Source organism: Pseudacidovorax intermedius (assembly GCF_001476815.1).
In the GTDB taxonomy this organism is placed as follows: domain Bacteria; phylum Pseudomonadota; class Gammaproteobacteria; order Burkholderiales; family Burkholderiaceae_C; genus Xenophilus; species Xenophilus intermedius_A.
In genome coordinates this window covers 1-12,687 of sequence record NZ_LDSL01000035.1, presented here as the reverse complement: position 1 = coordinate 12,687, position 12,687 = coordinate 1, and the positions used below count along the sequence as shown (strand labels likewise).

Genomic DNA, 12,687 nt, shown 5'->3' with positions numbered 1-12,687 from the left:
CCACGCGCTGCTGCTGGCCGCCGGACAGCTCACCCGGCTTGCGCTGCGCCAGATGGCCGAGCGAGACGCGCTCCAGCAGGTCCTGCGCGCGCGCCTGCCGCTCCGCTTTGGCCACGCCTTTCATCTTCAGGCTGAAAGCCACGTTGTCCAGCGCCGACAGGTGCGGGAAGAGGGCGAAGCTCTGGAACATCATGGCCGTGCCGCGCGCGGCGGCGGGCAGGTCGGTGATGTTGCGGTTCTCCAGCAGGATGTCGCCGCCGGTCACCGATTCGTGGCCGGCGATCATGCGCAGCGTGGTGCTCTTGCCGCAGCCAGACGGGCCGAGCAGGCAGCAGTAGCTGCCATTGGCGATGCGCAGGTCGATGGCATCGACGGCCGGCGCGCCCTGCGCATAGCGCTTGGTCAGCGCGACGAGCTCGATGGCGGCGGGCGATGGCGTGGCGATGGCGTCCATGCCGCTGGCCTACGCAAGGCGTGTGCCAGCGTGCGCTCATTGTTTGCACGCAATCGCGCGCTGGAATTGCGTACAAAAGGCACCGTCACAGTGCGCGCCGCGCGCGCCATGGCCGTCGATGGGGCGAGGACGTCGCCGCCACTGGCATCGCGGTCAATGCATTTCCGCCAAAGCTTCCTTGACGCCTTCCTCGCGCAGGGGGAAGTCGGCACCGTCCAAGTGCAGCGCCGCGTCCGCGGGGGAGGGCGAGGCGCAGTCCTTGTAGATCGTCCCCTCTTTCATGACCAACTGGATCTTGGCGGGATCCTTGAGGATGGAGAGGTCCTGCAAGGGGTCGCCGTCGATCAGGAGGATGTCGGCGGTGTAGCCCGCTCTGAGCTTGCCCAGGGAATCTGGCTGCATCATGATTTCGCCGCCCAGTGCGGTTGCCGACAGGAGTGCCTCCTTGGGCGTCATGCCAATGTAGTCCACGAAGTACTGCAGGTCGTTCGCATTCGTGCCGTGGGGCATCCACGCGAAGCCGTAGTCACCGCCCGGAAGGATCCGGATGCCGCGCCGATGCATCTTGCGCAGGCTCTCCGAGGCGACTTCCAACTCGCGCTTGTAGCCCATCTGCGCCGCCACCGCTTCGGTAATCCCGTACTCGGCAGCGTTGTAGGTGGTGCGTATCAGCCAGCCGATACCCGGTGCCACGAAATGCTTGTCCTTGGCAGACTCGAGCATGTCCAGCGCCTCGTCGTCCGCAAAACTGGCGTGGTAGACCATTTCGATACCGTGGCGCACGCACAGCTTGACGGACTCGCTGGAGCGGGCGTGGGCGGCCACGCGCTTGCCGTAGCGCTTGGCCTCCTTGGCGAGCATGGCCACTTCCTCTTCGGAGAACGGCGACATCTCGGCCGGCAAGCCGGCGATGTATTCGCCCGAGAGGTTGATCTTGAGATGGTCGACGCCGTATTTGATGAAGGTCCGGGCCGAGCGTCGGATCTCTTCCGGACCGCTGCAGACGCTGCCGAAGCTCAATTCTTGGAAGGGCATGTGCGGCAGCGTGTTGTCGCCCAGCGCACCGATCGTCGTGATTTCCTGCGAACCAGCGAGGTAGCGAGGGCCCGGGAATTCACCGGCAGCGATCGCGTTGCGCAACACCACGTCGAGCCTTGGCTTCGCCGCCGCCGCTCCGATCGCCGACGTCCATCCCATCTCCAGATAACGCTTGGCCACGCGCACGCACCAGAGCATGTGCTCCTCCGGTGGCATGAACTGGATGGCCGCCAGCGAAGGCTGGTCGTTCCACGAGAAGTGTGTGTGGGCCTCCGTCATGCCGGGCATGAGGAAGCGCCTGCGACCTTCGAACACCCGTGCGCCCTGGGTGTCCACGCCCGCGGGCGCGCGGGCCACCTGGATGATCTTCCTGTCTTCGACGAGCAAGTCGCCCAGATACGGGTCTTCGCCCGTGCCGTCGAAGATCCGAACGTTCGTGAATGCATAGCGCGTCATGTTGTCTCCTTGAGCTGTGGTCGATTGGGGCGTCCCGGCGTGCCGGGGCTTCTGCGAACGGGCCAGCGTTCAGCGCAAGCGCGCCAAGAACGCTTCGAGTTCCTGGGCGCAACGCTGCGGCTGCTCCAGGGTCGTCCAGTGACCGCAGCCGGCCAGGACGACCACGGATGCGTCGGCGAGGCGCGTGGCCATGGCCTCCACGCTCGCCACCGGCGCCACGCCGTCCTGGTCGCCGGTCACCAGCAGCACGGGTGCGGCGATGCGCTCCAGCGCGGCCGGTTGCGCAGCGGCAAGCGCTTCGCAACTCTGTGCGTAACCTTCGCTTGGCTGCCGCATGATGAGTTCGCGGACGGCGGCCAGAACGGCAGGACGCTCTGTCTTCGTTTCCTTGCTCGTGGCACCGTGCACGATGGCGTCGGCGATCTCCTGCATGGCGACCACTCCCTTGCGGGCGAGTTCGGCACGTGCACGGATGGCGGGGCGCCCTGCTTCGGGCGGGGCGACGAGCGGTCCGAACAATGCGAGCGAGCGAACCAGTTCCGGCTTCGCCACGGCCAGGTGCTGGGCAACGATGGTGCCCAGGGAGTGCGCCACCACATGCACCGATCCCAGCCCGAGCCTGCGCACCAGCGCAGCCAGCACTTCCACGAGACCTTCGATGGAAAGGGGGGCGAAGGTCAGTTCCGAACGTGCGCTGCCGGGCAGGTCGGGTGCTATCCGCTGGAATGAATGCAGCGCAGCCGCCACCGGGGTCCACATGTTCGACGAGCCGCCCAGGCCATGGATGCAGAGAACGGCATCGCCTTCCCCTGTGATTTCGACGGCCAGGCCTTCGACGATTTGCGTTGCCATGGCTCAGACGAACCTGTTCTCGATGGTGCCGAGGCCATCTACCTCGATACGCACCACGTCGCCTGCGCGCAGGTAGCGCGGGGGCTTCAGGCCCATGCCCACGCCCGCGGGCGTGCCGGTGGCGATGATGTCGCCGGGGTACAGCGTGATGCCGCGAGAGATGGTCTCGATCAGCATGGGAATGTCGAAAATCATGTTCTCCGTCGCACCCTCCTGGCGCAGTTCGCCATTGACCCAGCAGCGCACCCGCGTCTTGGTTCCGTCGAGTTCGTCGGCCGTGACGATCCATGGTCCCATCGGGCAGAACGTGTCGAAGGACTTCCCCATGTCCCACTGCTGGTGGCGCATCTGCACATCCCGGGCAGTCACATCGTTGACGATGGTGTAGCCAAACACATGCCCTGCCGCGTCGGCCTTGCGGATGTTCTTGCCGCCCTTGCCGATGATCACGGCCAGTTCGGCCTCGTAGTCGACTTGCTCGGACACCCCGGTGGGAACATGGACGGCGTCGTGCGGGCCGACCACGCATTCCGGCACTTTCGTGAACACGATGGGCCAGGACTCGGGATTTGCGTCGTTGTCCTTGAATACCGAGGCGGACAACTCCTTGGCATGGGCGTGGTAGTTGCGGCCTACGCACCACAGATTGCGGCGCGGTCGCGGCAAGGGGGCATCCAGTTGGATGTCTTTGACGTCGAACGTGCGGCCGCCTGCCCCCGGCAGGCTTTTACCTTCCGCCAGTGCAGTGATGAGCGGCAGTACGCCGAACTCGGCTTGGGCGGCGGGAAGGTCCAATGCGGTGATGGTCCATCCGCCGATGTCGACCAGTCCGACGTGCCGATGGCCGTCGGCAAGGAACGCTGCGAGGCGCATTGTTTTTTGCTCCAGAGAGTTGCGGGGCGGCGTCGCTGCCACGGGGGCGGCACGCTGGTGAAAACTGTAGAAGTCGACGGTGTTCGGCGCTTATCGAAGCGTCGTGCGACTTATCAATCAGTCTGACGACGTCCTAGGGAGTTACCCCAGACGCCGGATTCCTCGGTCGGCCGCCGCAACAGAATTCGAGCCGCTTGAAGTTGGAGCTCAGGATGGCCGAGGCATACGCGTTACACGAAGGAGAGTTCGGCACGGCCGTCGTTCTTGAGCTCCGGGCCAACCTCCTGGCGCACGCGCATTCGGAGGCCCAGATCGCGTTCTGGTTGGGCGGCGCGCGCGGAACGGCACGGGTCGGCAGCCAGCTGGTCGAGTACGGCGAGAACGTGGCGCTCGGCGTCAATCCGTTTCAGGCGCATGACTTCGCCATGCAGGAGGGAAGTCACGGCGCTGCCGTGTTCCTTGCGTTCATGGTGCGCCAGGAGTGGCTCCAGCAGAGGGCCGCCGCAGCGAACCGGGCTTTTCGCTTTGCGTTCCCGCGCATTCATATCGACGCCGCACTCCGCCGCACCTGCTGGCAGGTGCTCGATCTCATTCTTTCTGCAAAGTCGCCGCCCTCTCACATCGACGATCAGGTAGAAAAGCTTCTGGAAGCGGCAATCGATGCGGCACCCGAAGGCGGTCCCAAGCAGACGACAGGAATTCGCGCATCGCTGGACTACCGTCTGCGTCTGGTGATCGAACATATGCGTGCGCACGTCTCCGACAAGGCGACCATCGACGAAATTGCTGGGAAGGTGGGTCTTTCGCGTGCCCATCTCTTCGCGCTGTTTCGGGACCAGCTGAGTACGACCCCCCAGGTTTTCTGGAGTGCTGTGCGCGTAGAGGAAGCCATGCGCCGCGTCGGAAACGGCGCGCCGCTGACTGATGTGGCAATGGACCTTGGCTTCTCCGCACCCAGCAATTTTTCCCGGTTCTTCAAGGAGCACACGGGCGTGTCGCCGTCCATTTTTCGGCGAGCTCTTCGGGGGCATGCCCCGACGACCGTGACCGGTGTTCCACGGTAGCGCTGCCGGGGCGAGTCGGTCGACGGCGCCGCGGCCATCTCCACCTCCTAGATGGGCAGGTCATCCCTGACGTAGCCCGATCCTGCAGGCCAGCCGCTCGGACGTAATGTCGCAGGCTCAGCGCCGAACCGGTGCCAGCGGCTGCGCGTCGGCCGCGTCGCCGTCGATCAGGAAGTGCCCGCCCGCCACGTGGTGCAGGGTGCGCAGCGCGTCGTGGCCGTCGAAATGCCAGCGGCCGTCCGAGAAGACGCGCGCATCGGCCTGGGCGGCCACCACCTCGCCCAGGAACAGGTCGTAGCGCTGCTGGATCGGCGGCTCGGGCAGCAGCCGGCATTCCAGCCAGGCGGCGCAGCCGTCCAGCAGCGGCGCGTCCGTCGCGCTGCCGGCGAAGGTGGCCAGGCCGTAGGCGTCGAACTTGTCGACGCCACCCAGCGCCTCGGAATCGCGGCCGGAGACGCTGCCCAGCGCATTGCACAGGTCCAGCTGCGCGCGCACCGGCACCTGCAGCGCGAACGCGCCGCTGGCCTCCAGCAACTCGCGGGTGTAGGTGCTCTTGTCCAGCACCACGGCCACCTTGGGCGGGTCGAAATCCAGCGGCATGGCCCAGGCGGCCGCCATGATGTTGCGGCGCCCGCCCGCCGCCGCGCTCACCAGCACGGTAGGGCCGTGGTTGAGCAGGCGGTAGGCCTTGGCCAGGTCGACGGGGCGGCGATGGGGAGCGTTCATGGCGCGACGATAGCGCGCCGCTGCGGTGGCCATGGCGCCCGGCCGATCTGCACAATGGTGCGATGCAGCAGTCGGTGGATGTGGCGCGTGAGATCGAGGCAGCGGCGACCCGTTTCGCCGAGCAGGGCTGGGCCGTCGTGCAGGACCTGCTGCCCGGCGGACTGGTGGCGGATCTGGCCGAGGCACTGGACGCCCTGTGCGCGCGGGCGCCGCAACTGCCGGCCGCCGTGCGCGCCCGCAGCTTCGTGTTCGAGAAGGACCTGCCCGCCAAGGCGCGCGACGGCGTGCCGGCCGCCGAGGTGGGCGACGCCGTCTTCATCGCCAGCGACCTGGCCGCCCATTCCCCGGTGTGGAGGGTGCTGCTGGACCAGCCCGCCCTGGGCGCCCTGGCCCGCGCGGTGCTGGGCAGCGACGCCGCCTGCCTGCACTTCATGAACGGCACCATCAAGCAGCCGCACTGGGGCCGGGCCATCGCCTGGCACCGGGACTTTCCCAACCACTACCTGTGCCCGTCCCGGTCGAGCTTCGTGCGGCTGATGCTGTGCCTGGATGGCATGCAAGTCGAGGGGGGTGCCACGCGGTTCATCCCCGGCTCGCACCGGATCGGCGACGACGCCGCGCGGCAGGCCAAGGGCGAGGGCGGCATCGGCCCGTCCGAAGCGCGGCCGGCGCCCGGCGACGGGGTGGCCGCCACGTGTGCGCCAGGCGCGATCGTGCTGATCCACCCAAAGGTGCTGCATGGCGGCCCCGCTAACCGCGGCGGGCGCATCCGCCGCAATGTGGTGCTGCAGGTGGGCGTGCCGGACGCCCCGCCGATGGGCCTGCCCGAGTCGGTCACCGGATGGCTGCTCGCCTGACGGTGGGCGGCACAGGGCGCGCGGATGCCCAGCCTGTGACGCAAGAGCGTGAGGCGGGCGGCGCGCGCCTCGTTCAGGCCGTGCGAGTGAGGGCCTGCGGCCCGGGCGCTGCGGCGGTCTGCCGAGTGAAGGCGAAATCCACCTCCGGCGCCAGCCCGCTCACGATGCGGGCGATGGACTGGCCCGAGCCGCAGGCATGCGTCCAGCCCAGCGTGCCGTGGCCGGTGTTGAGGAACAGCCGGCCGACGCGGCTGGCGCCGATGATCGGCACGTTGCTCGGCGTGGCCGGGCGCAGGCCGCTCCAGAACTGGGCCTGGGCGGTATCGCCCGCGCCGGGAAAGAGCTGCTCCACCCGGCGCACGATGGCCTCGCAGCGCACGGTACTCAGGTCGCGGTCGTAGCCGTTGAGCTCGGCCGTGCCGGCGATTCGCAGCCGGTCGCCCTGCGGACCGGTCAGGCGCGAGAACACCAGCTTGAATTCGTCGTCCGTCAGCGAGACCTGGTGCGCCCGGCTGGCGTCCTTGACCGGCATGGTCACGGAGTAGCCCTTGGCCGGGTAGATCGGCAGCCGGATGCCCAGCGGCGCCGCCAGCAGCGGGCTGAACGAGCCCATCGCCAGCACGTAGGCGTCGGCGCGCAGGCGCTGATAGCGGCCTTCGGCGTCGGTGGCTTCCACGTGGTCGATCTCGCCGGCCACCTCGCGCAGCGCGGTGATGGTGTGGCCCATCAGGAAGCGCACGCCGGCGGCCTCGGCCTGCTTCGCCAGTTCGCGGGTGAAGCGGTTGGCGTCGCCCGACTCGTCCTCGGCGGTGTAGGTGGCGCCGGCCAGTTGGGGGCGGATGTGGGCCAGCGCGGGCTCCAGGCGCACGGCCTGGTCGGCGTCGATCACCTGCCGCTCGCAGCCCAGCTCGCGCATCTGCTCGGCCGGCGCCAGGGCGGCGTCGAATTCCTTCTGCGAGGTGTAGAAGTGCAGGATGCCCTGCGTGCGCTGGTCGTAGGCGATGCCGGTGTCGCGGCGCAACTGCTGCAGCACGTCGCGGCTGTAGGTGCCCAGGCGCACGATCTGCTCGATGTTGTGGCGGGTGCGCGCGGGCGTGCATTCGCGCAGGAAAGACAGGCCCCACAGCCATTGCCGCAGGTCGGGCCGCAGGCGGAAGAGCAGGGGCGCGTCCTCGCGGCCCAGCCACTTCAGCAGCTTGAGTGGCGCGCCGGGGTTGGCCCAGGGCTCGGCATGGCTGACGGAGATCTGCCCGCCGTTGGCGAAGCTGGTCTCGGCGCCGGGCGTGGCCTGGCGGTCGACCACGGTCACGTCGTGGCCGAGCTGGGAGAGGAAGTAGGCGGAGGTGGTGCCGAGCAGGCCGGCGCCGAGGACGATCACGCGCATGGAAGAACCCCTTTCAGGTCGCAGCGCATGAACGCGGCAGCGGGCGGGGTTCGTCCTTGGAACACAAAGGAGCAACCGCCGCGTGACGCGTTCAGGTTGCCGCTCCCCCTGTCCTTGGTACCTGAGAGTTTCACCCGCAGCATGCGCGGCGGGTTTGCTCCTTCGGTGCGCCACGTGGCGTGGCGGCTCTCCAGACGGCGTGATGGATGTGCAGTACGGGCCCGTTGCCGGACCGACCTGAGCGTTTATGGGAGTTTGCGCCTTCGGTAGCACGGCCCGGCCGGTGCCGGTGGGCGGTGCGTTCTCCTGCGGGGAGCGATTCTAGGGGCCGGTCTGCGATCGGCCAAGCCCAATCGAAACGGCGTCAGCGCCGAAGCTGGGTGAACTGGCCGAATTCCCATTCCCGCATCGCCAGCAGCAGGGTGTAGCCCTCCAGCTCGCCGGCGGGCAGCTTCTGGTCGGTCTGATGCTGCTGGGCGAAGTCCTGCGCCACGCGCTGCAGCCGCTCCAGGAAGGCCGGCGCCAGCGCGCGCGAAATGGAGCCGTGCACCAGCAGCAGGCCTTCGGCCGGACCGTCGAAACCGCCGGCGTAATAGTCCAGCACCACCTCTTCGCGGAAGAACTGCATCACCGGCCCGTGCGGCCGCCAGCGAAAGGTCTTGGCCACCTGTAGCCGATAGCGGTTGAGCGGCCGCAATTCGATGATGCCGATGCGGTCCAGCTGCGCCAGGTAGCCGATGCATTCGGCTTCGGTGATCCGGTAGGTGGCGACGATCTGCTCCAGCGTCCACTGGCTCAGCACGTTGATCGCCACCAGCAGCAGCTTGCGGTCGCGCACCACGGCCTGCTCCTGCTCCTGCGTCAGCTCGCGCAGCAGCGGCTGGCTGTCGGCCACGCGCCGCGCCAGGTCGGCGAAGTCGATGCGCAGGGCGCGGCAGATGGCGTCGATGCGGGCCAGCGGCATGTCGCCGCGGGCCAGCATGCGCTTGACGCTGGATTCGGCCAGTCCCAGCGAGCGCGCAAGGTCGGCATAGGTCATCTGGGCCGCCTTGAGTTCGCGCTTGATGGCGACGACCAGGTCCTGGGTGGTGCTCATGGGGCAGTCTGGTATCGACAGGCGATACCTGAAGTGTTTTTGGGTGCAACTGTATTGGAATGTGAGCCCGGCGGCGAGGGCAGACCGGGAGACTGCGGCACCTTCTTCAAGTCCTGTCGCCCGCCATGCCTTCATCCACCGCCTCCGCCGCCGATCCCGCCCGCACCGATGCGGCCGCCGCCTTGCTGCCCCGCGGCTTCGGGCTGGCGCTCGGCGGCCTGTTGCTGCTTTGGCTCTCCGCCTGGCTGGCCGGGCCGGCCTTGCTGGCGGTGCTCGGCCTGCCGCTGGATGCGCATGGGCACCTGAAGGCGCACGCACCGTCCGTGGCCGCGCCTTTCGCCGACATGCGTGCGCGCTGGGGCATCCCCAACGCCTTCGACGTGCTGAGCAACCTGCCTTTCGCGCTGGCGGGCCTGTGGGGCTTGGCGCGGCTGCGGGCGCGAATGCTGCCGGCGGCCACTCGGCGCGCCGCGCAGGTGTTCTTCCTCGGCCTGCTGCTGACGGCGGCCGGCTCCGCCTGGTACCACTGGGCGCCCGAGGCCGGCCGGCTGGTGGGCGACCGCCTTGGCATGGCCGTGGCCTTCGCGGGGGCCTGGGCGCTCGTCGTGGCCGAGCGGGTGGCCCAGTCGTCGGTGCGGCCCGTGCTGTGGGGCGTGCTGGTGCTGGGCACGGTATCTGCGGCGTGGCCGCAGGTGGGCGGCAACGTGCTGCCCTGGGCCGTGGTCCAGTACGGCGGCCTCGGCTTCATCGTATGGGCTTGGTGCCGGCCCCGGGCGGCCGGCGCGGTGGGCCTGCGCATCGGCGCCGTGCTGGTGGCCTACCTGCTCGCCAAGCTGCTGGAGATCGGGGACTTCGCGGTCTTTGCCGCGACCGGGCAGGCGGTGTCGGGCCACAGCCTCAAGCACCTGGCGGCGGCACTGGCCGCGCTGCCCGTGCTGGCGGCCGTGGGGCGTGCGCCGCTGCGGCAGAATGCGGCGGGCGCCGGCGCCCCGCGGACCCGGGCCGGAATTCAGGACCAGACCATGCGCACCGACGCCCCAACGGCCGCCGCTTCGGCGCACGCCAACCAGTTCGCCCTGCTGCGCCAGCGCCGCTTCGCGCCCTTCTTCTGGACGCAGTTCGCCGGCGCCGCCAACGACAACCTGTTCAAGTTCGCCTTCACGGTGATGGTCACCTACCAGCTGCAGGTGGCCTGGCTGCCGCCCTCGCTGGCGGGCCTCGTGATCGGGGCGCTGTTCATCCTGCCCTTCCTGCTGTTCTCGGCCACGGCGGGGCAGCTCACCGACAAGTACGACAAGGCCCGCATCATGCGGCTGGTCAAGACGCTGGAGATCGCCATCATGGCGCTGGCCGGCTGGGGCTTCGTGGCGGCCAACGTGCCGGTGCTGCTGGGCTGCGTCTTCCTGATGGGCCTGCATTCCACGCTCTTCGGTCCGGTGAAGTTCGCCTATCTGCCGCAGGCGCTGCGGCCGCACGAGCTCACGGGCGGCAACGGCATGGTGGAGATGGGCACCTTCGTCGCCATCCTGCTCGGCCAGGTGGCGGGCGGCCTGCTGGTGGCGCTGCCGGGCATCGGCCACGGCACCGTGGCGGCGGCCTGCGTGGCGGTGGCCGTCGTCGGCCGGCTGACGGCGCAGGCCGTGCCCGCCGCGCCGGCCACCGACCCCGGCCTCACGGTCAACTGGAACCCGGTGTCGGAGACCTGGCGCAACCTCAAGCTGGCGCACGGCAACACGGTGGTGTTCCGCTCGCTGCTGGGCATTTCGTGGATGTGGTTCTTCGGCGCCACCTTCCTGTCGCAGTTCCCGAGCTTCGCCAAGGAGGTGCTGCACGGCGACGCGCACGTGGCCTCGCTGCTGCTGGTGGTGTTCTCGGTGGGCATCGGCGCCGGATCGCTGCTGTGCGAGACGCTGTCGCGCCGCCATGTGGAAATCGGCCTGGTGCCGCTGGGCGCCATCGGCATGAGCGTGTTCGCCATCGACCTGTACTTCGCCTCGCGCGGGCTGCCGCCCTCGGCCGAGATGGGGCTGGGCGCCTTCCTGGCGCAGCCGGCGCACTGGCGGGTCATGGCCGACCTGGCGCTGCTGTCGCTGTTCGCGGGGCTCTACAGCGTGCCGATGTATGCGCTGATCCAGCTGCGCAGCCCGCCCACGCACCGGGCGCGGATCATCGCGGCCAACAACATCCTCAATGCGCTGTTCATGATCGCCAGCGCGGTGATCGCCGGGGCGCTGATCGGGGCCGGTTTCAGCATTCCGCAGGTCTTCCTGTTCACCGGCATCGCCAATGCGCTGGTGGCGGGCTACATCTTCCTGCTGGTGCCCGAGTACCTGCTGCGCTTCGTAGCCTGGGTGGCCTCGCGCGCCGTCTACCGCTTCCGGCTGCGGGGCGAGGCGCGCATCCCGGCCGAGGGCCCGGCGGTGCTGGTGTGCAACCACGTGAGCTTCGTCGATGCCGTGCTGCTGATGGCGGCCAGTCCGCGGCCGATCCGCTTCCTGATGGACCACCGCATCTTCCGCGTGCCGGTGCTGGGCTGGCTGTTCCGGCTCGCCAAGGCCATCCCCATCGCGCCGCAGAAGGAAGACCCGGCCGCCTACGAACGCGCCTTCGACGAGGCGGCCCAGGTGCTGCGCGAGGGCGACCTGCTCGGCATCTTCCCAGAAGGCGGCATCACCCGCGACGGCACGCTGCAGCCCTTCAAGGGCGGCGTGATGAAGATCCTGGCCCGCGCGCAGGAGGACGGCCTGGCCGTGCCCGTGGTGCCCATGGCGCTGACCAACCTGTGGGGCTCGTACTTCAGCCGCATCGAACTGCGCGGCGGCGAGCCGGTGGCGATGGTGCGGCCCTTCCGCCGCGGCTTCTGGAGCCGCGTCGGCCTGAACGTGGGCGAGCCCCTGCCGGCGGCGGCGGTGCAGCCCGAACTGCTGCGCGCGCGGGTGTCCGACCTGCTGGCGCAGCCCTGATCCCTTCTTGATGAACGCTTTCCTGAACTGGCATGCGCTGACCTGGCTGGGCGACAGCAGCCTGATGATCCCGATGGCCGTGGCCATCACCGCCTGGCTGGGCTGGGCGCGGCGCACCCGGCCGGTGATGTGGCTGTGGCTGCTCTGCCTGGGCGCGGCCGGCGCCGTGGTGGTGGCCGGCAAGTTCGCCTTCATGGGCTGGGGCGTCGGCATCGCCGCGCTGGACTTCACCGGCTTCAGCGGCCACACCACCATGTCCACCACGCTGTGGCCGGTCGCGCTGTGGCTGGCCGTCTCCAGCTTCGCGCACCGCTGGCGCGTGGCGGCGGCCTGCGCCGGCTGGGCGCTGGGCGCGGCCATCGGCTATTCGCGGCTGGCGCTGGATGCCCATTCGGTGTCCGAGGTGGTGTCGGGCTTCCTGCTCGGGCTGGCGGCCAGCGGCTTCTTCCTGTGGCGCCAGCGCAGCAAGCCGCATCCCACGCTGCGCCTGCTGCCGGTGCTGCTCACCCTGGCGCTGCCGGCGCTGGTGATCCCGCCCGGCACCCGCGCGCCCACGCACGAGCTGATCGGCCGCATCGCGGCCTGGACGGCCGGCAACGAGCGGCCCTTCGTGCGCGCCGACCTGCACGCCGGCACCCGGCCGGCGCGGCGCGCAGAGTGATGTCGAAAACTACCGGAAACGGATGCGCGCGACGTCGCCAAACCGAACAAGTGTGTCGGCATGAGGCCGGGCGAGCGGTTGGTGGGCCAGCATGCTGCCCCTTTCAACCGCCACACAGAGGCCGCCATGCAATCGCCAAACAACCCGTCCGTCACCTCTTCCCTGCGCGTGCAGCGGGATACCCGCGCCTGGCAGATCCAGGTGTGGATGTCTTTCGGTCTTGCCGTTTTCCTGTGCGCAGCCGGTCTGGCCCGGCTGCGCAC

At 69.1% G+C, this 12,687-nt stretch carries 11 protein-coding genes, 1 pseudogene and 1 riboswitch; of the genes and pseudogenes, 5 read left to right on the top strand and 7 right to left on the bottom strand.

Annotation, left to right across the window (positions count from 1 at the left end; genetic code table 11):
* The 4 genes from NS331_RS05290 to NS331_RS05275 form a co-directional block, all read right to left on the bottom strand.
* Positions 1-454: ABC transporter ATP-binding protein (locus NS331_RS05290; protein ID WP_153012753.1), on the bottom strand; the 454-nt coding region annotated here is incomplete at its 3' end.
* A gap of 153 nt (positions 455-607) precedes the next feature.
* Complete coding sequence (locus tag NS331_RS05285; protein WP_058640969.1) at positions 608-1,948, bottom strand: metal-dependent hydrolase family protein; 1,341 nt, start codon at positions 1,946-1,948, stop codon at positions 608-610.
* Positions 1,949-2,017: 69 nt separating this feature from the next.
* The gene (locus tag NS331_RS05280; protein WP_058640968.1) at positions 2,018-2,800 is read right to left on the bottom strand and encodes an alpha/beta fold hydrolase; all 783 of its coding nucleotides are present in this window, start codon (positions 2,798-2,800) and stop codon (positions 2,018-2,020) included.
* 3 nt (positions 2,801-2,803) lie between these two features.
* Complete coding sequence (locus NS331_RS05275; protein WP_058640967.1) at positions 2,804-3,673, bottom strand: fumarylacetoacetate hydrolase family protein; 870 nt, start codon at positions 3,671-3,673, stop codon at positions 2,804-2,806.
* Between the two features lie 212 nt (positions 3,674-3,885).
* On the opposite strand from NS331_RS05275, the gene NS331_RS05270 reads away from it, so the two are divergent.
* A complete protein-coding gene (locus tag NS331_RS05270; protein ID WP_058640971.1) occupies positions 3,886-4,737 on the top strand; it encodes an AraC family transcriptional regulator in 852 nt (283 codons plus the stop codon).
* Between the two features lie 117 nt (positions 4,738-4,854).
* Here NS331_RS05270 and NS331_RS05265 read toward each other — a convergent pair whose 3' ends face one another.
* The gene (locus tag NS331_RS05265; protein WP_058640966.1) at positions 4,855-5,463 is read right to left on the bottom strand and encodes a flavin reductase family protein; all 609 of its coding nucleotides are present in this window, start codon (positions 5,461-5,463) and stop codon (positions 4,855-4,857) included.
* 62 nt (positions 5,464-5,525) lie between these two features.
* Between NS331_RS05265 and NS331_RS05260 the strand changes: the two genes are divergently transcribed.
* Positions 5,526-6,320: a phytanoyl-CoA dioxygenase family protein gene (locus NS331_RS05260; RefSeq protein ID WP_058640965.1), complete on the top strand. Its 795-nt coding sequence runs from the start codon at positions 5,526-5,528 to the stop codon at positions 6,318-6,320.
* 73 nt (positions 6,321-6,393) lie between these two features.
* Here NS331_RS05260 and NS331_RS05255 read toward each other — a convergent pair whose 3' ends face one another.
* Entirely contained in the window at positions 6,394-7,704 is a 1,311-nt protein-coding gene (locus NS331_RS05255; RefSeq protein ID WP_058640964.1) for a D-amino acid dehydrogenase, read from the bottom strand.
* Positions 7,705-7,802: 98 nt separating this feature from the next.
* Positions 7,803-7,908: riboswitch (glycine riboswitch) on the bottom strand.
* A gap of 160 nt (positions 7,909-8,068) precedes the next feature.
* On the bottom strand, positions 8,069-8,800 hold the full coding sequence (locus NS331_RS05250; protein WP_058640963.1) for a helix-turn-helix domain-containing protein: 732 nt from the start codon (positions 8,798-8,800) through the stop codon (positions 8,069-8,071).
* 1,022 nt (positions 8,801-9,822) lie between these two features.
* Here NS331_RS05250 and NS331_RS05245 point away from each other — a divergent pair.
* The 3 genes and pseudogenes from NS331_RS05245 to NS331_RS26965 form a co-directional block, all read left to right on the top strand.
* Positions 9,823-11,763: an MFS transporter gene (locus tag NS331_RS05245; protein WP_058640970.1), complete on the top strand. Its 1,941-nt coding sequence runs from the start codon at positions 9,823-9,825 to the stop codon at positions 11,761-11,763.
* Positions 11,764-11,773: 10 nt separating this feature from the next.
* A complete protein-coding gene (locus NS331_RS05240) occupies positions 11,774-12,424 on the top strand; it encodes a phosphatase PAP2 family protein (protein WP_058640962.1) in 651 nt (216 codons plus the stop codon).
* Between the two features lie 60 nt (positions 12,425-12,484).
* Positions 12,485-12,687 (top strand): annotated as a pseudogene (locus NS331_RS26965) (hypothetical protein); the annotation flags it as partial.

Coding starts and splice junctions, on each gene's coding strand:
- NS331_RS05255 (WP_058640964.1), bottom strand. CDS start 7,704: ATGCGCGTGATCGTCCTCGGCGCCGGCCTGCTCGGCACCACCTCCGCC.
- NS331_RS05260 (WP_058640965.1), top strand. CDS start 5,526: ATGCAGCAGTCGGTGGATGTGGCGCGTGAGATCGAGGCAGCGGCGACC.
- NS331_RS05245 (WP_058640970.1), top strand. CDS start 9,823: ATGCGCACCGACGCCCCAACGGCCGCCGCTTCGGCGCACGCCAACCAG.
- NS331_RS05270 (WP_058640971.1), top strand. CDS start 3,886: ATGGCCGAGGCATACGCGTTACACGAAGGAGAGTTCGGCACGGCCGTC.
- NS331_RS05265 (WP_058640966.1), bottom strand. CDS start 5,463: ATGAACGCTCCCCATCGCCGCCCCGTCGACCTGGCCAAGGCCTACCGC.
- NS331_RS05240 (WP_058640962.1), top strand. CDS start 11,774: ATGAACGCTTTCCTGAACTGGCATGCGCTGACCTGGCTGGGCGACAGC.
- NS331_RS05285 (WP_058640969.1), bottom strand. CDS start 1,948: ATGACGCGCTATGCATTCACGAACGTTCGGATCTTCGACGGCACGGGC.
- NS331_RS05280 (WP_058640968.1), bottom strand. CDS start 2,800: ATGGCAACGCAAATCGTCGAAGGCCTGGCCGTCGAAATCACAGGGGAA.
- NS331_RS05250 (WP_058640963.1), bottom strand. CDS start 8,800: ATGAGCACCACCCAGGACCTGGTCGTCGCCATCAAGCGCGAACTCAAG.
- NS331_RS05275 (WP_058640967.1), bottom strand. CDS start 3,673: ATGCGCCTCGCAGCGTTCCTTGCCGACGGCCATCGGCACGTCGGACTG.